This window comes from Proteiniclasticum aestuarii, assembly GCF_017368455.1.
In the GTDB taxonomy this organism is placed as follows: Bacteria; Bacillota; Clostridia; order Clostridiales; family Clostridiaceae; genus Proteiniclasticum; species Proteiniclasticum aestuarii.
Genome location: NZ_JAFNJU010000010.1, coordinates 1 through 24,722 on the forward strand (window position 1 = coordinate 1; position 24,722 = coordinate 24,722).

Sequence of the window (24,722 nt, forward strand, 5' to 3'; positions counted from 1 at the left end):
GCTGCTTTAGCAGCAGTTGAGTAAGTAGTGCGGTTGGCGGCCGCTTTCATGCACCCTCACGGGTGCAGCTGGTGAAAGACCCTTATAGGGTCAGTGGAAACCGCCGGCTAAGCCGGCGGTTTTGATTATATTCTATTATCCAGTTTCTTCTCTTTCACGCTTGTACGTCTTCACTGAAAAGTTCCTAAGCGAAGAGGATCCATGTAAGGATGTAACCCGTCAGTACGGCGATGAGGGTGAAGGGCACCCCGATTCTTGTGAAATCCTTTGTGGTCACCGTGAAGCCCTGCTTGGTCAGAATACCGATACCGGCGATATTGGCGGAAGCGCCGATGGGGGTAAGATTTCCTCCAAGAGTAGCCCCAATGATCAGTCCGAAATAGAGCACCGTGGGGTCTCCGCCAAGAAGCGATGCAATACCCCCGATGACGGGAAGCATGGTGGCTGTATAGATGATGTTATCGATGAAGGCCGAAATGAGTACGGAGAACCATACAATGAGTGTGTACACAAGGAAGAGATTATCCCCTGATATCCTCACAAACAGCGCGGCGATGTCTTCGATGACGCCCACAGCGGATATCCCCCCTACAACGATGAAAAGGCCTGATAGAAGGAGAAGCGTCACATAGTCGATTTCTCTCACTGCATTTCTGATGAGCTTCTTGTCCTTATTCACCACATAGCTCTTCACAAGTCCCACCAGAAGAAGCGCCATACAGATGAGTCCGTTGATGGTTCTTGGTGTGTTCGGAATGAAGGAGGCGATGATCAGAAGAAGCACCATGGCGATCAGCAGGAAGGACGGGAAGTAATCCGTCACCACGGTCTTGTCGAGGGCCGCTACAGGCTGCTTCTCTTTTCTGAAAATCCAGAAGAGAACCAGTGTGGACATGATGGCTCCAACCTGCACGATGAAGAACAGTCCGATCTTACCGTTGTAGATGAAGAAATCAAAGAAGTTCATATCCAGATGACCCGCCAGAAGGATGGAGGTGGTATCTCCCACCAGGGTCGCTGCCCCCTGCAGGTTCGATGCAACAGATATGGCGATGATGCTGGATATGGGTGAAACGCCCAGCTTTTTGCAGATGGTCAGTGCCACAGGAGCCACCATCAGCACCGTGGCCACATTATCCACAAAGGCGGAGATGATTCCTGCAAAAAGAGAAAGTGAAACGATGGCCCACATGACATTAGGCGTTTTTTCGATGATGATGTCCGCAAGAAGCGATGGCATCTTGGAGTCAATAAATAGTGACACCAGTCCCATGGTTCCCGCAATCATGAAGATGACGTTCCAGTCGATGGTGGTGAGCACTTCCCTTATCGGTATGATTCCCAGCACCACAAACAGTGTAGCGGAAGTCACCGCGATTTTCGCTCTGTGCCTTGGCAGCGCCAGTAGCAGTACATAAGTCAGAATGAAGATGATGATGGCTGCAATTTTCATATTGTTCTCCTTATCAGTAGTTTATTTTAAAGATGATCACAGTTTCCCTGATTCAAGACATAAAAAAAGACTCTTCACCAAAAAAACTCTGGTAAAAGTCTCGCTTTCATAACCTGATTGGACAACCGGATTTTCATCGTAATTGACGACCGTCCACACTCTTTATCCGATCTCTGATAAAGAGAAGCTACTCCCTAATACTCACCTATTTTACTTGAATTCAGAATGAAAAACAAGCATTGTTATTTTCATGACAATGCCTGTTTTCAAATATATTCATACAGTTCATTTCGAAGAGAACAAGGTTCCTGCATGATCTCTAGAAATTATAGTTCTGATACACATAGATGAGATGATAGGCGATGGCGAGAAAAAGGAGAACCGCAATGGTTCTGTGCGCCTTGATCCAGAGGCCTTTTCTGGTTTTCTTGTAGGCGCCGTAGCCACCTAGAATAGCCTGAATAATCATCAGTCCGGCTGCCATGGCTCCACTCACCACAAATCCCCAGCGATTGAACTGTATGTAGAAGTGAACAAGAATCCCCACGATGGTGATGATTCCGAAGAGCTTGTGATATTTCACGATGAAAGATAGAAGTGCCTGCCAGGGCCCCTTCAGCTTCTCGTTTTTTCTGATGGACTTCCCCCACTTCTTGTTCACGGCTTTCATGATGTAGTTCATGATGGTCAGTACGTAAGCGATGACGATGACCCATCCGAAAAATGCTCCCACTGTCGCATTCATATATTCCCACTCCTTTCCTGGTATTCTAATTATATTCATCATACCATCTATCCTTGCAGCGTAATATTCTTCTGAAGAAAATTAACAGAAATGTTTTTCTTTTGAAATCCTCTATTCTTTCTGACGCACTGAATATGATATGATATAAGAAAATTCAAAATATTCACCTAGAAAGAAGGGATTGCAATGAAACTGGAAGGTAAAGTGGTGGTAGCCCAGGGGGGCGGACCCACTGCTGTCATCAACGAATCACTGGTAGGCGTCGTGCTGGAGTCTCGTAAATTTCCTCAGATCACCAAGGTCTATGGCGCCATCAACGGCGTCCGTGGAATCGTGAACGAGGACTTTCTGGACCTGACGCAGGAAACCACCAACAATCTGGAACGCGTCGCTGTGACTCCATCCTCTGCACTGTTCTCCACCAGAGACAAACCGGACAAAGCCTACTGTCAGGAGATCTTCAAGGTGTTCAAGGCCCATGATGTACGATACTTCTTCTACATCGGGGGTAATGATTCCGCCGATACTGTGAGAATCGTCAACGAAGAGGCTGAGCGCTCCAACTATGAATTCAGAGCCATCCATATTCCCAAAACCATCGACAATGACCTCATGCTGAACGACCATACGCCTGGATACGGGTCTGCCGCGAAATTCGTGGCCCAGAGCTTCATCGGGCTGAATCTGGATAACAGAGCGCTGCCAGGTGTCCACATCGGCGTCGTCATGGGCAGAAATTCAGGGTTTCTTACTGCAGCCTCCTCCATCGCCCAGAAATATCCCGATGATGGACCCCATCTCATTTACCTCCCCGAGCGCGCCTTCAAGATCGATAGGTTCCTCAGCGATGTGAAGAGAATCTATGATCAGCACGGACGATGCGTTGTAGCCCTCTCCGAAGGCATCAGAGATGAGGCGGGTGTGCCCATCATCGAAAGACTGGGTACCAGGGAAAAGGATTCCCACGGGAATGTGTCTCTTTCCGGAACCGGTGCACTGGGAGATCTATTGACCAGAGAAGTCAAAGACAAACTGAAGATCGGAAGAGTCCGAAGCGACACCTTTGGCTATCTACAGCGCTCCTTTCTGGGATGCGTATCGGATGTGGACCAGCGGGAAGCCAGAGAAGTGGGTGAAAAGGCTGCACAGTTCGCCATCTGGCAGAACGTGGACGGCTCCATCACCATTCACCGCACAGGATACTACTCTGTGGACTACAAACTGAGCAGCCTCAAGGAAGTGGCCGCCAGAACCAAGCTCATGCCTGATGCGTTCATAAACGCTGAGGCCAATAATGTCACAGAAGCCTTCAAATACTATCTGACGCCCCTTCTCGGTTCCAATATGCCCTCCGCTTCCATGCTGAGAGCACCAAGGGCCGAAAAGCTTCTGCAGAAATGACCAGAAACAAGTTTAAAGGACCAGCAGCGCTTCAGTAAAAGTGAAGCGCTGCTGGTCCTTTTCTGATTTTCATAATTTCCATTATGAGTCAATATTCAACAGATGCGTAGATACATCACTCAAAAAAACACCTTCGTAATCATATAAAATACTTGGGGAAAAATCGATATCGCGCCTATAAGTCTTAGAATCTGAATCATGGCAACATCAGAACCTGATACACCTAGATCTGAAGCAATAAGAGCCATATCTGAAGCACCAGCTGGTGAAGAAGACAGTATTGCCTGTGAAAGTGGCAGCTTATATTTTTTCGCAAGAATATTACCCATTAAAAAGCAGGAGAACATATTCAGCACCACTAAAATCAAGGCTGGAATGGCCAGATATTTAAGCTCTACAAAATCCTGATATCCGAAACGACTACCGATATATGCACCAGAAAAAAGCTGAGCCATCCTTTTAAACCAGATCGGAAATGTTACTTCATAGGATGCCATTTTCAGGATGACTATACATAGCATCGCAAAAATAAGTGTTCCAGCAGGCACACCCATCATTCTGCCTGCTGTTCCTGCTATGAAAGCCAGAATCAGTGAAACCCATAGTTTTCTATTCTTGATTGAAGATGGTTTCTTTATGACGAGTTTCGGTTTTTCCCCAGTTCCACCTGTTTCTTTCGAATCATATTTCACCAGTAACGGTACCATGGAAATTCCAGAGATCAGTCTTACAAATTGAAGCACCGTAACTTTGGCAGCATCAGCACCTAAATCTGCAGCTATCAATGGAGTATCACTTACTCCACCAGGAATTCCCGCTAAAAAGGAAGTCAGAATATCCAGAGGACTAACCAGGTAAATCAGAATCCCGACTAAAAAATTGGTTACTATGAGACCTACCAGAAGCGTGATCGTAGGGCGGATCAGATGCTTCATTCGAGGAAGATTCTCTTTTTTCACAGTCATCCCGATATATGCTCCTGCAATGGTCTGGGCAATGATCCTGAACTCCATGGGCATTGCAATAATCTGCGTATTCACATTGAAGATTGCGACCATGATAACACTGCCCAGCATCATTCCACCAGGTACACGAAGCTTCTGGAGTATGTATCCACCAATAAATGCAATAAGGATAGTCAATAGTAAATTAGTCATATTTTCTCCATTCTGAACCAGTAAATACCCACCATGACTACAGGTAATAACTGTTCAGCTACGTTCAGAAACATCTTTTCCCAATAAATCCGGAAGTAAAAGAAGGATAGCATGTAATCCTTCTTTCACAATAATTATGCGATTTTAACTGATCTTACAGTTTTGACTTTGTACTGAATCATGATGGTAACCAAGGCTACAACAAACCCAAGAATATTACCGATCAGCGGATCAGGCATTATGAGCATGATTCCGGCTAGAAAGAGGACTATTCTGGAAACTGCTGATAATTCCACTTTCATCCAGCCGGATAATGAAATCGACAGGACAATTGAACCTAGAACGGCAGTCATCAGGGAGAACACAATATTTCCGAATGTGCCAATCAGTAGAAGTTCAGGTGAAAACGCAAAGATGAATGGAATAATAAACCCTGCAGCAGCCAGTTTCATCGCTGCGAATCCTGTCTCCCACATATTAGATCCAGCTATACCTGCGGCTGCAAATGTTGAAAGCGCGACCGGAGGGGTAATCGTAGACAACGCTCCGAAATACAAGATGAACATATGCGCACCAATCACTGTTACGCCCAGTTTAATAAGTGCAGGTGCAACTAGGATTGCTAACACCATATATGCCGCTGAAGTAGGTAGCCCCATCCCTAGTACAAGACTCGTTATCATTGCCAGAAGTAAGGCAATGATGAGACTGCCTCCTGAGACTTCGATGATGATCGAGCTGATTTTCAGTCCAAGCCCCGTCATGTTAAGTATACCCATTACAATTCCTGCAAGAATACAGGCTGCTGCAATTGGACCAATGCCAGAAATCGCACTTTTGAATGCTTTCAGAAAACCTTCCATGTTCATGGCACTGCGGTTTTTCAGAAAACCTATAATCACGGATAGTATGATCGTGATGAAAGCAGCTCTCTGAGCACTATATCCATAGATCAGCATTCCCATGAGTACAATAAGGGGCAAGAGATATACCCAGCCTTCTTTGAATACTTTCCCTGCATTCATCTGCTGATCTTTTGGTGTAACCGGAATGTCTTGTTTATTTGCTTCCAGATATACAGAAACTGACAATGTGATATAGTACAGTATGGCTGTCGGAATAGCCGCCAATGCAATTTTGGAATACTCGATGCCTGTTATTTCCGCCATCAGAAATGCGACTGCACCCATAACAGGTGGCATGATCTGACCTCCATTTGAAGCAACAGCTTCTACCGCTCCAGAAAAAGCAGGTTTAAAACCGACTTTTTTCATCAGAGGTATCGTAAATGTTCCCGTTGTTACTACATTAGCCGCTCCAGAGCCATTGATACTTCCCATAAGCATGGAAGAATAGATTGCTGCCTGAGCCGGCCCACCTTTCACTTTACCCGTCAGTGCAAATGCGATATTCACAAAGAACTCCCCAGCCCCTGTCATGTCTAATATTGTTCCGAATAAAACAAACAGGAAAATAAACTGTGCTGAAACGTAGAGAGTCTGACCGTAAAGCCCATCAGATGATGTGAATAGATAGGGTGCTAATCTTGATACAGAGAACTTCACAGTCTTAAATACGCCAGGAAGATTATTCCCGAAAAGAGCATATATCAGAAAAAGCACTGATATGATCGGCAGTATGTTCCCGATGGCTCTTCTTGCAATTTCCAAGGCAAGAAGTATTGCAACCACTGAAATGATGATATCAAATCGGCTGTACACACCAGCAGTTTCAATGAACTTCTCTTGCAGTGATATCTGGTACCAAGAAACAAAGATGTTCGTGAATAGTATCAAAAGATCTATAATCTTTCCACCTTTAAACTTAAGCGGTCTTGTAAGGACAATATATGATCCAACAATCCCCCAATGGATTGCTGCCTGCTCATAGGCAGGCAGCACACCAATTGATGCTGTATAGAGATGGAAAAATGCAAGAATAATCGATAGAATGATTACGATTCGATCTGTTACTTTTCGTATTCCATTTTTGGAACTGTTTTGTGCATTTTCCATTTTAATCTCCTTTAACTAATCGATTACCCCGACTTCTTTGAAATATTTTGCAGCGCCAGGATGAAGCGGTGCACTGGTGTTCCAAGCGGTACCTTTCGATATTTCCGCTACAACAACATGTGCATCTTTGTACTCGTCCACTTTCTCCAATGCGGTTTGCACAAAATCATACACAACATCTTCTGGTACATCACTGTTGGTAAAGATTTCCGTCATGATTTTAAATGTATTGATATCCTTATCTGTCCCTGTATAAGTGCCTGCAGGAATCACATAGGGCTGATAATACGGCTTCTCTTCAGAAATCTGGCTGATTATGTCCTCATCCACATCCACCAGTGTAACTCTACCCGTGGAAGTCGCACTCATCATAGCACTCGTAGGCACGCCAGCCACGAAGAAAGTAGCATCAATTTCACCATCTGTAAGTTTCTGCAGTCCTTCATCAAAAGCAAGGTAATATGGTGTGATATCCTTTTCCGGATCAATTCCGTATGCTTCAAGAATGGATTTAGACATCTCCACTATAGTCGTTGATGGGGGTCCAAGACAAACTTTCTTTCCCTTCAGGTCCGCATAAGTCTCGATTCCAGAATCCTTAAGCGTGGCAATCTGTCCAGCACTCATGTAGAGTGACATCACACCAGAGATATTCTGTTTGCCTGATTCCTTGTACATGTTCGTACCATTGGCTGCAAAATAGACTCCGTCAGCATTAGACATACCGAACTGAATATCGCCACTATTAGCCAGGTTGAGATTTTCAACAGATCCTTTGGTTGGCTGAGCAATCACGTTGAGTTTATCAGAATTATTATTTACTGTAGCCGCCATTGCCGCACCCACAACGTAATATGTCCCAGCGGTTCCAGCGGTTCCAAGTACAATATCCGATGTTTCTTCCCCACTAGAACTGCATCCTGCTACTATTGCGAGTGACATGGCCATAACGATTAAAGAGCTCACTAGTTTCTTTTTCATGATTTTACCCCTTTTCTATTTATTTATCATTTCGGAAACCCATTGAGGAGCCAGTGAAGCCGTCTCTTTGCCTTCCAGTCTGTTTTTTTCATACTCTTCTATAGCTTTCGTTCTCTTTTCTTCATAGGCTACCTTATCTTCCGCTTTTTTTAGTACTTTCTCGATATGCTCTTTAGGAATGACAATGACACCATCGTAATCACCACATATCAGATCTCCTGGAAAAACCTCTACCCCCGCACATAATATTGGAGTGTTTATCTTCCCTGGACCTTTCTTTGCTGGACTTCTTTGCATATATCCCCTGGCAAACACTGGGAGGTTCAGACTCTTCAGTCCTTCTTTATCTCTTACATAGCCATCCAGCACCACAGCTTCAAGGCCAACAGCTTTTGATGCGCCAACCATAAGATCCCCCATATAGGCTCTGTCCCTATACCCTTTTCCATCAACAACAAGTGCATATCCTGGTTCTGCCTGGTAAATTGCTATATGTATCGGCAGATTATCTCCATCTTCTGTTTCAACAGTTGCTGCAGTAGCGCAGAACCTCATCTTCTCATCCACTGCGAGGATTTCCGGATCCATACACCCCCCTCTTCTTATGGATAGAGAAGCCATTCCGTCAGCAAGATTTGCTGTACTTAATTTCTTCGCGCGTTCAATGAAGTGTTCATCTATTTTCTGAGGCAGTTTCAAATAATTCTCATTCATCTCATCACCTAATATAATTCGGGCCCTACAGCCGGATAGTAGTTCATAAAGCTTTCAGCGTATTTGTAGGATTGGTTCCCTGATAGTCTTCTTGCATGATTCCCCCTCATGATCGCCCTTTGCTTATAGTACTCAATAAGATGCGATTGTGCCTTGAAACACTCCATAGCGGCAACTTTCTTGTCATATACCGATGTGATATCAACAATGCTTCCAGGCTTATAATTACTCAACTCCGTCTGATGAGGCTCAAACCCGAAAATCTTCATCTGTTTCGTTGCTGTCGTTCCTTCAATTCTCACTCCATTGGAATTAGACATTACAGCACATCTATAGACAAACGCACTTACATCATTGTGATCGGGATTCATAATATCGAAACGATCATGGGTAATGATGATGTCTGGACGAACCTCTCGTATTTTCCTCACTAGACGATCTTCAAGTTCTTCCGTAACTCTGATCGGGTAGTCCTGTTGATCCCAGAGTTCAAAATGCTGAATTCCAAGAATATTTGCAGCTTTCGTTGTTTCACCACGCCTGATTTCCTTCACCTCATCATAAGTTCTGCCTGGAGTCTTCCAGAGATCATTGGATTCCCCTCTGATTCCAAAGCTCAGACAGACAACATGTACCTCTGCACCTCCTTCTATGTATTTTGCGATCGTACCTCCTGATCTCCATACATAATCCGCAGCATGCGCACTCACAACCAGTAGTTTCTTGTTACTCATTGATTCTCTCCTCCTGTTACTTATCCATCCCCAAAAGATATCTTGGATTATGAACGGTCATCTTTCTTACTTCTTCAACGGTGAATCCATTTTCGACTAACCTCTCAGCAAATTCAAGCAGGCCTTCGTCAGGAAATTTCGCTGTCTTCTGCCCTAAGTCAGTAGCTAGAATAACTCTATCGGCTCCTAATGCCCTGATCTGCTCTAGTGTTGTCTCAAATTCGACTTTACCTGTAGCCCAGGTGGTATAACAATGTTCCATATATGCTCCATACTCAGCTAATTCCAGCTGCTCTTCAATTGTATAGAACGTTGTTGGGAAATCCACATGCGTTATGATGATCTTATTGATTCCCATCTCATGAGCCTTCTTGACCAGAGCAAATGTTTCTTCATGTGAGGAATGAGATGTCGCCAGAATCATTTCATATTTTTTGATTACCTTTAATGCTTCTAGAACTTCAGTCTTCAGATTCCCCTCATCATCCAGTAATCGAATTGTGGGCACTTTTATACCCTCTTCCTGCAGCTGAGTGATAATACTAGCCCAATAAGGCAGCTTCTTGTTAGGATCCCCTGAGAAAACGTGCGATAATTCATATTCTGAATCAGTTGTTGGAAACCATACGATCTTGGTTCCAGCTCTCCCTGCCATTTCCAGAGCAGTCGGATTGACCCCACCTACCGAGCTGTTTAATGTTATCGCACCAATCATATCCGCATCATCTACCAGGTAGTTGACCAGAGAAGCCCTCTCCGCTGTACAGAAATAGTGAGATTTAGCTGCAAAGCCACCCATCCCTGATTCTTTCACTCGCAACGCCATTTCATGATCATTCAGTTTTCTGGGTAATATATCCGGTCCAGTATGGATATGAAGGTCGTAGGCTCCTCTTATTAATTCATTCATATTATTTCCTCCAAAGCTTTATAATTGTTAAACAATCTTGTATAACTTAAATTCATTATATCAAGGCAGATTATCATAGTCAAATCGTTTACTTCTTATTATTTCATCAGGATTCCTATTATTTTTATCATTTTATCCCATGTAAGCCTTTACTATTGTTGAACAATGTGTTACATTATTCATGAAATAAACCTCTGAATACATCAATTTCGCTAAATATTGTTGAACAATATCGAGCACTGAAAGGATGGGAATTATGTCAAAAACAGATTCTGTTTACAAAATGTTAAAAAGTGAAATCGTAAATGGATCAATAAAACCTTCACAGAATCTTCCGGAAAAAGAACTGTCGGAAAAATATGAGGTCAGCAGAAATACAATCAAAAAAGCACTGCTGATGCTTGAGAAGGAGAACTTAGTCATCATTGAGCCAAACAAAGGCGCAAAAGTTCGCGCGTATTCATTGACAGAAGTACTTGAATATCTGGAGTTAAGAGCTGTCTTAGAAGGGTTCATCGCTCGTAGTGCGACCATTCATTTCACTCAGGAAAAATTAAATGAAATGCAAGAAATTCTGAATATCATGAAAGGACATTTAGAACAGAACGAACTCCTTCTTTATTCCCAGAACAATCAGAAGTTCCATAAGGTCATATACGATGCCTGTCCCAACAGAACAGCTGTGGAGATGACACTAGCCTTGAAATCTCAAATGAGTAAATACAATATGAAAACTATTCTTATTCCCGGAAGAGATGCACAATCCTTTTCTGAACATAGTGCAATATTAAGCGCTATCCAAAATAAGAATGCTGATCTCGCCGAATCACTTATGATTCTGCATATCCATAATGTCCGAAAAACCTTCAGCGAGAATTACAGTTTTCTGTTCTAGTTCTTCTCTAAACCAAATAAAACGCAGATAAAAACGGGCTTCCTATTCAGCTAGGATGACCCGTTTTTAAATGATTGATGTTTATTAAAGCTGATCAGTATTCATGACCCGCATGGCATTGATCACGGCTATGACAGTGACCCCCACATCCGCAAAGACCGCCTCCCACATGGTGGCATTACCGAAGGCGCCCAGAAGAAGGAAGATGCCCTTCACGCCCAAAGCAAAGAAGATATTCTGCCACACGATGGTTCTGGTTCTCCTGGCGATCTTCAGCGCTGTTCCGATCCTATTCGGCTCATCGGTCATCAGTACCACATCCGCAGCTTCTATGGCCGCATCAGAGCCCAGAGCACCCATGGCGATGCCGATGTCCGCCCTTGCGAGAACCGGTGCATCATTGATCCCGTCACCCACAAAGACGATTTTCCCTTTGCTTCCCGCCTGTTCCTGAAGCTGTTCAAGCTTTGACACCTTGTCCTGAGGCAGAAGTTCTGAATAGACTTCATCCACTCCCAGGATCTCTCCGATCTTCTCTCCCACAGCTTTCAGGTCTCCTGTGAGCATGATGATCTTCCGGATCCCCTGGGCTTTCAGAGAAGCGATGGCTTCTCTGGCATCACTCTTGATTTCATCGGAAATGATCAGATGACCGGCATAGGTCCCATTGACCGCCACATAGATGATGGTTCCGATGGAGTCCACTTCCTTGAATGGGATCTGTTCTCTTTCCATGAGTCTGCGGCTTCCCGCAAGAATGACCCCGCCATCGAGCCTGCAGGAAACGCCATGTCCGGCGATTTCCTCATAGCTTTCGACTCTGCTCTTCTTTATGTCCTTTCCAAAGGCTTTCTGTACGGATTCTGCTATGGGATGGCTGGAAAAACTCTCCGCATAGGCAGCCGCTTCAAGAAGCGCTTCTTCCGAGAAGCCTTCTTCCGCCTTCAGCTCCGTCAGGTCAAATCTGCCCTTTGTGAGGGTACCGGTCTTATCGAAGACCACGGTATCCACTTCATTCAGAGCCTCCAGATAGTTCCCGCCTTTGATGAGAATCCCCTTCCGGGAAGCCCCTCCGATACCGCCGAAGAATCCCAGCGGGATGGAAACAACCAGCGCGCAGGGACAGCTGATCACAAGAAACACCAGCGCACGATAGATCCACTCTGAAAAGGCATCCCCTGTCAGAAGAGGAGGAATCAGAGCAATCAGCATCGCTGAAACTACCACGAAAGGCGTGTAGTATCTTGCGAACTTGGTGATGAAGTTTTCCGTCGGCGCTTTTTTGGAGGAGGCGTTTTCCACCAGCTCCAGAATCTTTGATACGGTGGATTCGCCGTAGGAAGTGGTTACGCGGACTTTCAGGAGACCGTTTCTATTGATGAACCCCGCCAGCACTTCACTGGATTCTGAGACGTCTCGCGGCATGGATTCTCCTGTCAGGGCTGACGTATCCATGGCGGAAGCGCCTTCCATGACGATACCGTCCAGCGGCACCTTCTCTCCGGGCTTCACCATAATCACATCGCCAATGCGCACTTCCTCCGGAGAGACCTTCACCGTCTCTTCTCCGCGGATGACGTTGGCGTAGTCGGGTCTGATGTTCATGAGATCACCGATGCTCTTTCTTGATTTCTCCACAGCTACTGCCTGGAAGAGTTCTCCCACCTGATAGAAGAGCATCACCGCCACGCCTTCAGGAAACTCTCCAATGAGTATGGCGCCGATGGTGGCGATGGACATGAGAAAGTTCTCATCAAAGACCTGTCCTCTGGCAATATTTCTTCCTGCTCGAAGAAGAATCTCTCCGCCCACCAGCACATAGGAGCTGACAAAAAGAAGGGTCTGCATCAGATTGCCCTCAGGCAGGAAGATGGCGATGAGAAGAAGAAGGCTACTTATGCTGATCTTTGTGATGGCTTCCTTGTGATTCTCCCATAAGGATCCTGCGGTGAACTTCTTCTCCACGCTGTCACTTTTCACGGGTACAAGCAGTGTATCCCCTTCAATCTCCGTGACGATGCTTCGGATCTTCTCCACCTCTGAGGTGGAAAGGTGTCCTTCTCTGGATTTCACCTTCATCTTTTTCGTCACGAAATCAATGGATACTTCCTCTATTCCATCGATCTTTCCGATACGCTCTTCCATTTTCAATGCGCAGCTGGCGCATCCAAGTCCTTCCAGAAGAAAAGCTTCCGAAGAGGACTGTTCTTTATCTCTCACTTCAATATCCGGTTCATGGCTGTGTATGATTCCTGTGACTTTTCCCAGAAGCTCTTCTTCTCTATGGGCCGCATCATATTCCAGTGTCAGGGTTTTCGTGACGAAATTCACTCTGGCGGTGACACCTTCAATGGCACTGGTTTCCGTCTCGATCTTGGCTGAGCAGTTGGCACAGGAAAGTCCTTCCAACACCAGCTCCTTTTTCTTACGTTCCATCTATTCTTCACTCCTAACTCTCACTTACATGCTCCATACCCTGATCAAAGATGGTTCTCACATGATCATCCGCAAGGCTGTAGTATACGATTTTTCCTTCTCTTCTATTCTTCACAAGCTTCGCTTGCTTCAGCACTCTCAGCTGATGGGATATGGCCGACTGGGTCATGTTCAGTGCAAAGGCGATGTCGCAGGTGCACATTTCATGGGTATCCAGTGCCCAGAGTATCTTCACTCTGGTGGAGTCTCCAAAGACCTTGAAGAGCTCTGAAAGCTCCAGGAGCTGCTCCTCATCGGGCATTTTCTCCTTCACCAGCTCCATGACATCTTCATGGATCACATCACAGTCACATCGCTCGATGGGTGCTTTGATACTGCTCATGGATTTCACCTCTTTCCTAACGATTAAACGATTGAACAATCATTCAATCGTCATTCAGATTATATCCTGATTTCCCTCTCCCTGTCAACGGTCCCTATGATATAATAGGGATAAGAACTATAGTCGGGAGTGTTGAATATGGATAAAGACCCACGTGTTAAAATCCCAAGATATAAACAGATCGCACTGGACATCGCCTCCAGAATCGCCAACGGAGAATTCAAGGAAGGCTCCAAGATCTTCGGCAGAAGCTCCATGGCAGGAGAATATAACGTATCTCCTGAAACCATCCGTAGAGCCATCATCCTGCTGGAGGATATGGAAGTGGTGCAGGCGACCCTTGGCAGCGGCGTACAGATAAAATCCAGAAAAAATGCCCATAAATACATGGAAAGCAATCAGAGCAAGGAGAGCATCTCTTCTCTTCGAGAAGAGGTTCTGGATCTTCTTTCCAAAAAGAACGACATCGAAAAGGAGATCATGGAGATCATCGACAAGATCATTGACTATTCCGAGAGACTCAAGAACACCAATCCCATGAATCCTGTGGAGATTCCCCTCAGTGATGACTCCCATCTCATCGGAAAAACCATATCTGAAAGCAAGTTCTGGCAGAAGACCGGCGCCACCATCATCGGTATCCGCAGAGGAAAGGAGCTGATCTTAACGCCCGGACCTCAGCTTTACTTCATCCGAAACGACAAGATTCTGGTGGTTGGAGATCCGGAAATCATCGAGAAGGCCAAAGACTATATGGAAAACGAAGAAATCTGATGGAAACGAAAAGAGAAGGCGAAAAACCTTCTCTTTTCTTATGCCTTTTTCCTCAGCTGAGGCGTTCTCTGACCTATAACCTTACCCCTGCTCACCGCTTTTTTTCCTCTCCTTGTAAAAAGCTGCAGAATCTCTGATGGCCTCCATGGATGCCTCCATCATTTTTGAATAATGAAGAAAACCATGAAGCACGCCATCAAACTCCCTGTACATCGCATGCATGCCATGTTCTTTCAGGATGGCATGAAGGAGTCTGGAGTCATCCGCCAGAGGATCCAGTGCAGCGGCCATGATATATGCCGGTGGAATCCCGTAGGTCAGATCGTTATTGAAGAGATTTCTGTATGGATTCTCCATATCCTCTTCTCTCGCAAAAAGCGCACCGTAGCTTTTCAGGGCATCCAGTGTCAGTCCATCATACTCATTGCCATAGAGACGCATGGACATGGAATCCTTCAGTCCGTAACTTCCGTAATAGAGCAGAAGGGATGTGATGTAGCTGATGTCCTTTTCCTGATCTCTCAGATAGAGCGCTGTTGCCAGGCTGAGATAGGCCCCTGCAGAGTCACCCGCCAGCGTGATGTCATCCTTGTCGATCTCATAGAGGCCCTCGTTTCGCCTCACATGATGGATGAGCTGTGCACATTCGTGAATCTGCGTGGGGAACTTCACTTCCGGTGCCAGGCTATAGTCGATGCCCATGACCACAGCACCGGTTTCATCGGCCAGTCTTCTCATGATTCCATCATGGGTATCCGGACTTCCCACTACAAATCCGCCACCATGGATGAAGATGATGAGGCTGTTTCTCTTCTTCTCCGATGGATAATGCGCCGTAAAAGGAATTCTTTTGTTTTCATTATCCACATGAGCACGAAGGCTTCGGACCATTTCTGGTCCGCCTTCGTTGAAAAATCTCCTGGAAGCCTCATAGGCTTCCCTGTCTGTGAGTGAAACCTTCTTTTCCCCATTTCGCTGATCAGATTCAAGCTTTTCAAATGCAAGGACCTTTTTCATGGATGGAGAAATTCTTTTCAGTATGTCTACCTTATTCTTTTCCATTTCCGATCCCTAATCCATCAGCCCTTTGCTCTCTAGGAATGTTCTGGCCACGTCTTTGGGCTCTGCACCTTCCGCATCCACCTGATAGTTCATCTCGATCATCTCTTCATTGCTGATCTGGCCTTCCAGCATGAGCAGCACTTCCTTAAGGTTCGGTGCAGTTTCTTCATATTCTTCGAAGAGGCTGTCTCTGTGGAAGAATGCTGCATAATACTGAGGGAAGAATTTCAGATCATCTTCCAGAATCTTGAGATCTGATTTCTGATTCAGTCCGTCTGTGGAATAAACCATGGTCACGTCGATGTTCTCATTGTCGATGGCAGCATATTTCAGGCCGATATCAAGAGATACGCCGTCTTTCCATTCAATGCCATAATGTTCATTAAATGGATTGAATCGCATGGTTCCCTCTTCATCAAAGAATTCATGCTCCGCCCCGAAAACCAGATCCTTCGTGAAGGGTTTCAGATCGCTTATGGTTTCAATGCCGTTTTCCTCTGCATAGTCGCTCTTCACACCTAAAGCATAGGTGTTTTCAAATCCGAACTTAGAAGAAAGCATAAGCCCCTTGTCTTCTTTTCCCTTTTCGATGGTCCAGTCATAAAGGTCCTCTCCTTCAGGGACATCACTGGGGTCATAGCCTAGAATCGTTGTGAGCAGTGTACCGTCATAGCTCACGTACAGATCGATTTCTTCTGCCACCATGGCATTACCAGCTGCCACCGTATTCATGGAGTCGTGAAACTCAACAGTCAGGTCCGTATTCTCTTCAATGAGCATAGCAGCCATTTCAGCAATGATGTCGATTTCCGCAAACTGTCCTCTTAAAATGGTGATGCTTTCCCCTTCTGCAGAAGAGCTCCCACACCCTGCCAGAATACCCATGGACATAAATGCCGCTGCGATTGTTGCGATAATTTTCTTTTTCATTCCAATCTCCTTCTTTTCACTCATATATTGTTCTTGCTCTTATATTTTCTATGATCCGCTGTCTTCTCCTCAGGCTCAAAGAACCTCTTTTGTGCTCATGGTCTTGTCTTCATCAAAGTCCAGCGCCTGGGTTCTTCTTTCCTTCAGTCTCTTCTCGATGTATCCCATGCCGAAGTCGAAGACGATGGCCATGGCCATCAGAACCAGTGTAGCCTCCATAAGCGTTCTCATGTCCTGAATCAGAATGGCTCTGTTGATGACAGACCCCAGTCCACCACCACCTACAACAGCTCCGAATACAGCCGTACCGATGGATGTGACGATGGCGATTCTGATGCCCGTGAAGATCATGGGAAAGGCCAGCTGTATTTCCACACTCAGAAGCCTCTGCACCTTCGTCATGCCCATGCCTGTGGCGGCCTCTTTGAGGGCAGGATCAATGCTTGTCAGTCCCACATAAGTGTTTCTCACCACAGGAAGCAGGGAGTAAAGCACAATACCGATGATGACCGTGGTACTGGAAGCGCCAGCCACCAGCATGATGACACCAAGAAGCGCCAGCACCGGAATGGTCTGAAGGATATCCACCGTCCATAGAATAAACGGTCTCAGCGGTTTATACATGTAAGTCAGTACGCCTAACAGAAGACCGATGACGATGGTAAATCCTGCAGCCATACCTACCAGATACAGATGCTGAAATACTCTGTCCATATTCATGCTAACGACCTCCTTTCAGTCCTCTTGGGGTTACCTTCGCCTGTATGAAGTCGATGAGAAACCCTAAAAGGATGGCCAGAATAGCTGCCGGAATGGCGCCACCGATGATGAGGGTATTGTTGTTCGTGTCAATGCCCCGATAGATGAACTCCCCTAAACCGCCTAGCCCGATCATGGCAGCCAGAACCGCCCAGGAAACCGTATAGATGGTGGACATTCTCAGTCCGCTGAAGATGGATGACATGGCCAGGGGAAGTTCCAGCTTGTAGAGAATCTGCCAGTTGCTCATGCCGCATCCTCTCGCCGCTTCCTTCAGTCCTTCATCCACATTGAGAATCCCTGTATAGGTATTCTTCAGTATCGGGAAGAGCGCATAGATGGAAAGAGCGATGATCACCGTAGCGGGCTGAATGCCGATGTAGATGAAAAGCACACCGATGAACACCAGCCCCGGAATGGTCTGGAAAATACTGACCACCGGAATGATGATCCTGGAAAGCCTTGGAATTCTTGATAGAAGAATACCAAGAACCAATGCCACCACAAACCCGATTCCGACAGATACGAAAACGTACTGAAGATGCACAAAGATCGCTTCGAGAAGCTTCTCTCCATATCTTTCAAAAAAATCTGCCATCAGCTGTTTTCACCTCCCCATATGACACTGGCCAGAGCCTTGGTCATACTGGTTCTCGTGATGATGCCGGCAACCGTGGAATCTCTGTTCAGCACTACGATGTAGTTGTATTTCGATGCCACAAGAATCTCGAAGGCTTCCTTGGCGTTGGTAGTGGTTCTGACGGACGGTACATTTCTATCCACAAGATCTTTGATGCTTTCCCCAGGTTTCCCCTTCGTCGCCAGCTTTTCGATGGTGACAACACCTTTATACTTGTTGTCCTCTTCGCCTACGACCACTGCAGAATCCAGTTCTCTCTGTTTCATGAGCTCCACGGATTCCAGCATCTTTCTGTTCTCACTGACCGTCAGCACTCTCTTCTTCATGACATCCTTACAGGTCAGATCGTCTCCTGACACCGTATAGGACAGCTTGCCCATGAAATTGGAGATCATGGGATCTGCGGGATTTCTCAGCATTTCCTCAGGACTTGCCGCCTGGAGAATCTTTCCATCTCTCATGAAGACAATCTTATCTGCAAGCTTTACCGCTTCGTCCATATCATGGGTCACAAAGATGATGGTCTTCTTCAGTTTCTTCTGGAGCACTTTCAGTTCATCCTGGAGATTTTCTCTGGTCATGGGATCCAGAGCTCCAAAAGGCTCATCCATGAGAATGACCGGCGGTTCCGCCGCCAGGGCGCGAAGGACGCCTATTCTCTGCTGCTGACCACCGCTGAGTTCATTCGGATATTTATTGATGTTTTCTGCATAGGGCATACCCACCATTTCCAGAAGTTCTTTCGCTCTTTTGTTTCTTTTCTCCTTGCTCCATTTCAGGAGTTTAGGCACAACGGTGATGTTTTCACCGATGGTCATATTGGGAAACAGCGCAATCTGCTGAATCACATATCCGATATTTCTTCTGAGCTCCACCGCATCCATTTCATTCACATTCTTGCCGTCGATGTAGATGTTTCCGCTGTTCATCTTGATCAGCCTGTTGATCATCTTGAGGGATGTGGTTTTTCCACAGCCCGAAGGACCGATGAAAACAACAAACTCGCCATCGTTGATGGTCAGATCCAGACCATCCACAACCGTGACATCATTATATTTCTTGGTTACATTTTCATAAATTATCAATGTGACACCTCCATTATTCATAAATATTAATCATTTCTGATTTCATTATAGTATGTTAATTTGCTTGATGCAACTTAATTGATTCCATTGAGTTGTCACTTTCTCCGTTGTATAGGTTTACATAATATCTTTTTACAGCACTACTATTTCGTCATTTCTATTCACTGTTTATGCATAGCCTTCATTATCATGGATTTTCAAGACATACAAAGAAATTCAGGAGAAATTTATATTTTCTCCTGATCATGCCTCTTATTCATCTGGTACATGCCGCTTCTTTGAGATCCGGTATCTCGTTTATCTGATTCAGCGTACTATCTGAGTGTTTTCAGCGCTTCGGTAAAACTCTGCAGTTTTCTGTTCGCCCGGTCAAAAACACTGCCCTCGGTGTATCCGCCATCCTTCTTTCTTCCAGATGGCATGCCTGTGAGCACTTCAATGCCTTCATCGATGCTTCTGACTGCATAGATTCTGAAAACCCCTGCTTCCACAGCTGCGATGACTTCATCTTTCAGCATGAGATTATCTATGTTCTGAACTGGTATCATGACGCCCTGCCCTCCGGTGAGTCCTTTGGCTTTGCATACATCAAAGAATCCTTCGATTTTTTCCGTAACGCCTCCTATGGGCTGAATTTCACCTCTCTGGTCCACAGACCCTGTCACTGCGATGGCCTGAGTCAGCGGTACGTCGGAAAGACTCGACAAGATAGCATAGAGCTCTGCACTGGATGCGCTGTCTCCTTCCACTCCGCCATAGGACTGTTCAAAAGTCACTTGTGCTGTAAGACCCAGGGGGAACTTCTGGGCAAAAACGCCGCCCAGAAAACCGGACAGGGTCAGAACCCCTTTCGTATGAATGCTTCCACTCATCTTGGTTTCCCGCTCGATGTTGATGACACCCTGGTCTCCCGCATAGGTTCTGGCGGTGATTCGGGTAGGCATGCCGAAGGCGTATCCACCTGTATCCAGGACCGACAGTCCGTTGATCTGGCCCACTTCTTCCCCTTCCGTATGAATGATGACTTTTCCTTCCAGAATCTGTTCTCTGATTCTCTCCTCCAGCCTGTTTTCACGCCGGATTCTCTCCTTCACCGCCTCCATGACATGGGATTCATCCACTTCACTATTCCCGCGGCTCTTTGCCAGAGCTTCGGCTTCATAGATCACTTCCGTCACTTTGTTGAATCGGGTGGATAACCGGTTCTGGTCTCCAGCGATTCGTGACCCGTATTCAATGACCTTGCCCAGAGCGTCTCCCTTGAAGGGAAGCAGATTCTCCTTTTTAGTCAGTGTGGTCACAAAGGATGCATACTCCTTGAGATTCTCCGAGGTTCTGGGCATATCCACATCAAAATCCACCCGGACTTTGAACAACCTCTTCAGATCCTCATCATAGGCATAAAGAAGATAGTAGATTTCAGGATCGGAAATGATGATGATCTTGAGATCCAGCGGAACAGGCTCAGGCCTTATGGTGCCCGCAGGCACAAGGCGATACTCTTCTCCTATGTTCTCCACCACAGCCTTCTGATGCTCGATGGCTTTCTTCAGGGTTTCCCATGCATAGGCATCTCTCAGCACATCCTTGATCTGGAGGATGAGAAATCCACCATTGGCACGATGGATGGCACCAGGCCTCAGCATAGTGAAATCCGTGCTCATGGAAAGCATGTGGCTCTTGTATTCCAGCTTTCCGAAAAGATTGTAGTAATTGGGGTTCGGCTCAATGACCACCGGTGCGCTTTCGCAGGTCTCATTGTTCACGAAGACATTCACCGCATATTTCTGGAGCGGGTTCTTCTCCTCCGGAGTGAAGGGACTGGTTTCCTTCTCCTTCTCCGGCTGCTGGGACTGCAGAAAAGCCTTGTGATGGTAGGCCGCATCTTCAATCAGCTCCTCCATATAGGTCATCACTTTGTCATAGGCCTTGTACTTTTCTTTGACGATCTCCACCCTGGGTCGGATCACAGACAGAGCGATGCTCTGCTCCAGCTCCCGCATATCCTCCTTCGCCTGATCCTCCAGTCGCTGACTTTCCTTCAGCGTCTCATCCAGAGATTTCGTAAGCTTTCGTCCCTTCTCATCCAGCTGCTTCTTCTCCTCCGGTGTAAGCTTCTCGAATACTTCAGGCAGCATCTGTTTCCCGTCTTTCAGAGGAATGAACACGAATCTCGGAGGAACCGGCTTCATATCGAAGCCCTCTTTCTTCGCTTCCTCCTTCATGGAATTGAACTGCCGGTCCAGTTTCTCCTGAAGAGATAATATGATGTGGTCCCTTTTCTCCTCATACTCACCATCTTCAAAAGCCTTGGATACCAGCTCCCTGAGATCCTCCACCAGGTCATGCATATCATTCTGGAAGACTCTTCCTGTACCTGCCGGAAACGCTATGATTCTCGGCCTGTCTTCATCTCTGAAGTTGTGGATGTAGCACCAGTCTTTCGGAAGATTTCTCATGCGCTCTGATGCTTTCTCCACGATGGCTTCCGTATAGGTGCTCTTGCCTGTTCCATGAGGGCCCACCACAAAGATGTTATATCCAGGCGCATCCATGGCCAGGCCGAACTCCATGGCAAGGACCGCTCTGTCCTGACCGATGACGCCTTCTGTGGCATCCAGTTCACGGGTGTTGCCGAACCGCCCGATTTCCTGCTCCACGTCGCATATTTTTCTCAATCGCTCAATTGGTACTGTGTATTTCTCCATTTCTATCACTCCTCAAATGAAACGTCCGCTTCATTGTCATAGCCTCTTCTTTCCCAGGTACCTTCATAATCCACATCATCCGAAACCTCAATCTCCACAACCCATCTGGCCCATTTATAGCCCAGCTTGTCCTCCGCCACCACGATAAAGGGGTATCCCATGGGCTCCGGAAGAGCTTCTCCGTTGGAGCTGTATGCTAAAATCATATCCTTCTCCAGGATTTCAGAAAGCGGCATGGATGTAGTGTATCCATCATGACACTTGAAAACAAGGATCTTTCCATCATCCAGAGGTCCCGCCTTTTCCAGAAGATCCGCAATCCGGACGCCTTCCCATAAGATGGTCGCATCCCATCCTTCCACACAGTATAGCGTGATGAGCTTCTCCACCGAAGGATACTCGAGGACCTCCTCATAGGTATATTCCGTGACGGTCTCCACAAGGCCCGTGACGGAAAGCTTATATTCCTCCATATTCACGCTCTGGATCCCTGTTATGGAATTATCTCTCGGACCGATGGATGGATCCAGTCTCACGCCTTTATACTCCCTGATCTCCATGGCTGAAAAGCGGTCTTCCGTGGCCCTTGCCATGATGTCTCCATATTCTCTATTGATCTCTGCCTGCTCCCCGCAGCCTGCAGATGCCAGTAAAAGCAGTGCCGTCATCACTGATAGTATGATCTTCTTTCCTTTCATTCTCTTCTCCCTTCTTTCTAAAAAAAACACCCGAAGACAAAGTATATCCTCTGTCCAGGGTGAATGCATGCTTCATGATGACGTTACTTGCTGCCTGGACAGCGTTCTGTTTTCATGGATCTTCTATCTTATTGTTTCCGTTTTTCTCTACTGCTCTCAAACTCTTCTCTGGTAATTGCATAACACACATCATCCACCACCTGACCATCATAAAGAGCGGATGCCATCCTCAGTGTTCCTTCCAATATAAATCCCGCTTTGACCAGCACTCTTCCTGAACGCTTGTTGAAGGGATAATGATAGGCGGAGATGATCTTTTTGTCCAGCTGAAAAAATGCATACTCCAGAAGAGCTTCCACCGCTTCGGTCATGAGCCCCTGTCCCCAGTACTCTTTGCCCATGGCGTAGCCCAACATCAGCGCACCTTTGTAGTCTCTCTTTCTGTCTTCATGAAGCCCCAGTGAACCGATGACTCTTTTATCCTCTTTGTGCTCCATGGCGAATATATCAGCGCTTTTCATGAAGCTTTGCAGGATGTCTTCTGATTCCTCCATGCTTTCATGGGGCTTCCATCCAGCGGAAGGACCCACCTCCGGATCCTTTGCATAGTGATGGAAATCCGCAAGATCCTTCTCTTCAAATCTTCTCAGAACCAGTCTTTTCGTTTCAAGGACCATATCTACTCCACCCCATTTCCATATCTTCTTACCCTTATCTTACCCCAATATGACCCTGAATCATAGATACGATTCATTAACATTCTTCAAAACCTGTTCGTTACCACAGTAACTCTCTTTTCTTTTCAGATGCGGTATACTGAAAAAAATGTGTTCAAAAAGGAGCGCGCAAATAATGATTGAAACCGTATATGACTATTCATTAGCCGATGATAAAAAGGTGGAAAAACTGCTGGACCATCCCGTGGCCATGATCAACCACATGGTATTTCCAAAGGGACAGGGCCTGCCAGAGCATTTCTCCAATTCCAACGTCTATATGATCATTGTCCGTGGAACACTGACCATCCAGCTGGATGATCAAAAGCCCCATGACTATGCAAGAGGGCAGATGCTGAACATTCCCAACAAAGTGAAAATGAATGTAGGCAACAGCCATGATGAAGTGCTGGAGCTATTCGTCATCAAGGCACCTACACCCGTAGAGTACAAAGAAGACTAGAAATCAGATTCGCTGTCTCCAGATCTCCCCTCATAGAGAACCCTCCCGAAGAAAATCTAAAGCGCATGCTTTCTAATTCTTTGGGAGGGTTCTTTTTCACTCTTTCCTGTTCCATCCGTATTTCCCTTTCATCTCCACAAATCTCACCCATTCCACGGTCTCCACTTCCACCGTTTCGTCCTGGTTCTTTCTCACAAGCAGAAGCTCCTGCAGATTCTCCGGTCCCACCGGAATCAGCATCTTTCCGCCTCTATTCAGCTGGTGAAGAAGTTCGTCTGGAATCTTCGAGGCGGCGGCGGTGACCATGATCCGGTCATAGGGTGCATGCTCTTTCCATCCGTCACTTCCGTCACCGATTCTGTAGAAGATATTCCTGTATCCCATGGCATCCAGTCTTCTCCTGGCTTTTTCTGACAGCTCGGGTATCCGCTCCACGGTGTAGACCTCTTCTGAAAAGGCGGAAAGAAGCGCAGTCTGAAATCCTGAACCCGTTCCGATCTCCAGCACCCTGCACCTTTCATCAGGATCCAGCATATAGGTCATCATAAGCACCAGCGTAGGCTGCGAAATGGTCTGTCCGAATCCGATGGGCAGCGGCTGATTCATCTCCGAGAGCTTTCTGTATTCACCTTCCAGAAACAGCGACCGGTCCAGAGAAAGAAAATAGGCTTCCAGTTTATCATAATCCATATGAGTCCCTCCTTCTTCTCCTTCAATATAATCTCAATTCCAATGAACCTCAACATCTTTCACCTAAAGTTCAAAGAATCTACACATCCGGTTAGAATTCCGGTCTTATAATAAAATCAGAATAGAAAATCTAAGGAGATGTGTGATGTCAGTGGAAAAGAACGAAAATAAAGAACAGAAACCAAAATTCTATGAAGCACCAGAGTCCGGTACCATCCGGCAGGAAATAGACCCCTCTCAGCCAGAAGGCGCAGCGAAAGATGATGCGAAAAGCGCACCCTCGGAAGCACCAGAATCCGGCACCATGAGAGAAAAATAGACGAAAAACCAGAAAAAGGCATTCCCCAGGGGGATTGCCTTTTTCTTCGTGCAGA

General features: G+C 46.2%; 24 protein-coding genes. 5 read left to right on the plus strand and 19 right to left on the minus strand.

Annotated elements, in window-relative coordinates:
- Positions 1-184: 184 nt before the first annotated feature.
- Positions 185-1,453, minus strand: a complete 1,269-nt coding sequence (locus J3A84_RS12340) for an ArsB/NhaD family transporter (protein ID WP_207600347.1) — start codon at positions 1,451-1,453, stop codon at positions 185-187.
- A 319-nt stretch (positions 1,454-1,772) separates the two neighbouring features.
- Positions 1,773-2,198, minus strand: a complete 426-nt coding sequence (locus tag J3A84_RS12345; RefSeq protein ID WP_207600348.1) for a hypothetical protein — start codon at positions 2,196-2,198, stop codon at positions 1,773-1,775.
- A 186-nt stretch (positions 2,199-2,384) separates the two neighbouring features.
- On the opposite strand from J3A84_RS12345, the gene J3A84_RS12350 reads away from it, so the two are divergent.
- Complete coding sequence (locus tag J3A84_RS12350) at positions 2,385-3,599, plus strand: 6-phosphofructokinase (RefSeq protein WP_207600349.1); 1,215 nt, start codon at positions 2,385-2,387, stop codon at positions 3,597-3,599.
- Between the two features lie 119 nt (positions 3,600-3,718).
- Here J3A84_RS12350 and J3A84_RS12355 read toward each other — a convergent pair whose 3' ends face one another.
- The 6 genes from J3A84_RS12355 to J3A84_RS12380 form a co-directional block, all read right to left on the minus strand.
- Entirely contained in the window at positions 3,719-4,756 is a 1,038-nt protein-coding gene (locus J3A84_RS12355) for an AbrB family transcriptional regulator (RefSeq protein WP_242694207.1), read from the minus strand.
- Positions 4,757-4,890: 134 nt separating this feature from the next.
- Positions 4,891-6,771: a TRAP transporter permease gene (locus J3A84_RS12360; RefSeq protein WP_207600351.1), complete on the minus strand. Its 1,881-nt coding sequence runs from the start codon at positions 6,769-6,771 to the stop codon at positions 4,891-4,893.
- A gap of 15 nt (positions 6,772-6,786) precedes the next feature.
- Positions 6,787-7,752: a TAXI family TRAP transporter solute-binding subunit gene (locus J3A84_RS12365; protein WP_207600352.1), complete on the minus strand. Its 966-nt coding sequence runs from the start codon at positions 7,750-7,752 to the stop codon at positions 6,787-6,789.
- 15 nt (positions 7,753-7,767) lie between these two features.
- On the minus strand, positions 7,768-8,466 hold the full coding sequence (locus J3A84_RS12370) for an RraA family protein (RefSeq protein WP_207600353.1): 699 nt from the start codon (positions 8,464-8,466) through the stop codon (positions 7,768-7,770).
- Between the two features lie 8 nt (positions 8,467-8,474).
- On the minus strand, positions 8,475-9,200 hold the full coding sequence (locus tag J3A84_RS12375) for a PIG-L deacetylase family protein (RefSeq protein ID WP_207600354.1): 726 nt from the start codon (positions 9,198-9,200) through the stop codon (positions 8,475-8,477).
- Between the two features lie 16 nt (positions 9,201-9,216).
- Positions 9,217-10,110: a DUF6282 family protein gene (locus tag J3A84_RS12380; protein WP_207600355.1), complete on the minus strand. Its 894-nt coding sequence runs from the start codon at positions 10,108-10,110 to the stop codon at positions 9,217-9,219.
- Positions 10,111-10,366: 256 nt separating this feature from the next.
- Here J3A84_RS12380 and J3A84_RS12385 point away from each other — a divergent pair, with 256 nt between their 5' ends.
- Positions 10,367-11,005: a GntR family transcriptional regulator gene (locus J3A84_RS12385; RefSeq protein WP_242694208.1), complete on the plus strand. Its 639-nt coding sequence runs from the start codon at positions 10,367-10,369 to the stop codon at positions 11,003-11,005.
- Positions 11,006-11,089: 84 nt separating this feature from the next.
- Here J3A84_RS12385 and J3A84_RS12390 read toward each other — a convergent pair whose 3' ends face one another.
- On the minus strand, positions 11,090-13,441 hold the full coding sequence (locus tag J3A84_RS12390; protein ID WP_207600357.1) for a heavy metal translocating P-type ATPase: 2,352 nt from the start codon (positions 13,439-13,441) through the stop codon (positions 11,090-11,092).
- Between the two features lie 13 nt (positions 13,442-13,454).
- Positions 13,455-13,823 carry an ArsR/SmtB family transcription factor gene (locus tag J3A84_RS12395; RefSeq protein ID WP_207600358.1) on the minus strand — a complete coding sequence of 123 codons (369 nt, stop codon included), beginning with the start codon at positions 13,821-13,823 and terminating at the stop codon, positions 13,455-13,457.
- A 138-nt stretch (positions 13,824-13,961) separates the two neighbouring features.
- Here J3A84_RS12395 and J3A84_RS12400 point away from each other — a divergent pair, with 138 nt between their 5' ends.
- Entirely contained in the window at positions 13,962-14,597 is a 636-nt protein-coding gene (locus J3A84_RS12400; RefSeq protein WP_207600359.1) for a GntR family transcriptional regulator, read from the plus strand.
- A gap of 81 nt (positions 14,598-14,678) precedes the next feature.
- On the opposite strand, the gene J3A84_RS12405 is transcribed toward J3A84_RS12400, so the two are convergent.
- The 8 genes from J3A84_RS12405 to J3A84_RS12440 form a co-directional block, all read right to left on the minus strand.
- Positions 14,679-15,659 carry an alpha/beta hydrolase fold domain-containing protein gene (locus tag J3A84_RS12405; RefSeq protein ID WP_207600360.1) on the minus strand — a complete coding sequence of 327 codons (981 nt, stop codon included), beginning with the start codon at positions 15,657-15,659 and terminating at the stop codon, positions 14,679-14,681.
- A 9-nt stretch (positions 15,660-15,668) separates the two neighbouring features.
- Positions 15,669-16,589, minus strand: coding sequence for a glycine betaine ABC transporter substrate-binding protein (locus J3A84_RS12410; protein ID WP_207600361.1), 921 nt, complete (start codon positions 16,587-16,589; stop codon positions 15,669-15,671).
- Between the two features lie 75 nt (positions 16,590-16,664).
- On the minus strand, positions 16,665-17,309 hold the full coding sequence (locus J3A84_RS12415; protein WP_207600362.1) for an ABC transporter permease: 645 nt from the start codon (positions 17,307-17,309) through the stop codon (positions 16,665-16,667).
- Between the two features lies 1 nt (position 17,310).
- Positions 17,311-17,946 carry an ABC transporter permease gene (locus J3A84_RS12420; RefSeq protein ID WP_207600363.1) on the minus strand — a complete coding sequence of 212 codons (636 nt, stop codon included), beginning with the start codon at positions 17,944-17,946 and terminating at the stop codon, positions 17,311-17,313.
- Positions 17,946-19,073, minus strand: coding sequence for a betaine/proline/choline family ABC transporter ATP-binding protein (locus tag J3A84_RS12425; RefSeq protein ID WP_242694209.1), 1,128 nt, complete (start codon positions 19,071-19,073; stop codon positions 17,946-17,948). The genes J3A84_RS12420 and J3A84_RS12425 overlap by 1 nt, the downstream gene beginning before the upstream one ends.
- A 314-nt stretch (positions 19,074-19,387) precedes the next feature.
- Positions 19,388-21,781, minus strand: coding sequence for an ATP-binding protein (locus J3A84_RS12430; protein WP_242694210.1), 2,394 nt, complete (start codon positions 21,779-21,781; stop codon positions 19,388-19,390).
- A gap of 5 nt (positions 21,782-21,786) precedes the next feature.
- Entirely contained in the window at positions 21,787-22,479 is a 693-nt protein-coding gene (locus J3A84_RS12435; protein WP_207600365.1) for a molybdopterin-dependent oxidoreductase, read from the minus strand.
- Positions 22,480-22,607: 128 nt separating this feature from the next.
- Complete coding sequence (locus tag J3A84_RS12440) at positions 22,608-23,156, minus strand: GNAT family N-acetyltransferase (RefSeq protein ID WP_207600366.1); 549 nt, start codon at positions 23,154-23,156, stop codon at positions 22,608-22,610.
- A 175-nt stretch (positions 23,157-23,331) separates the two neighbouring features.
- Between J3A84_RS12440 and J3A84_RS12445 the strand changes: the two genes are divergently transcribed.
- Complete coding sequence (locus J3A84_RS12445; RefSeq protein ID WP_207600367.1) at positions 23,332-23,658, plus strand: cupin domain-containing protein; 327 nt, start codon at positions 23,332-23,334, stop codon at positions 23,656-23,658.
- A gap of 96 nt (positions 23,659-23,754) precedes the next feature.
- On the opposite strand, the gene J3A84_RS12450 is transcribed toward J3A84_RS12445, so the two are convergent.
- The gene (locus tag J3A84_RS12450) at positions 23,755-24,348 is read right to left on the minus strand and encodes a protein-L-isoaspartate(D-aspartate) O-methyltransferase (RefSeq protein WP_207600368.1); all 594 of its coding nucleotides are present in this window, start codon (positions 24,346-24,348) and stop codon (positions 23,755-23,757) included.
- A gap of 145 nt (positions 24,349-24,493) precedes the next feature.
- Between J3A84_RS12450 and J3A84_RS12455 the strand changes: the two genes are divergently transcribed.
- Positions 24,494-24,667, plus strand: a complete 174-nt coding sequence (locus J3A84_RS12455; RefSeq protein WP_207600369.1) for a hypothetical protein — start codon at positions 24,494-24,496, stop codon at positions 24,665-24,667.
- Positions 24,668-24,722 lie beyond the last annotated feature (55 nt).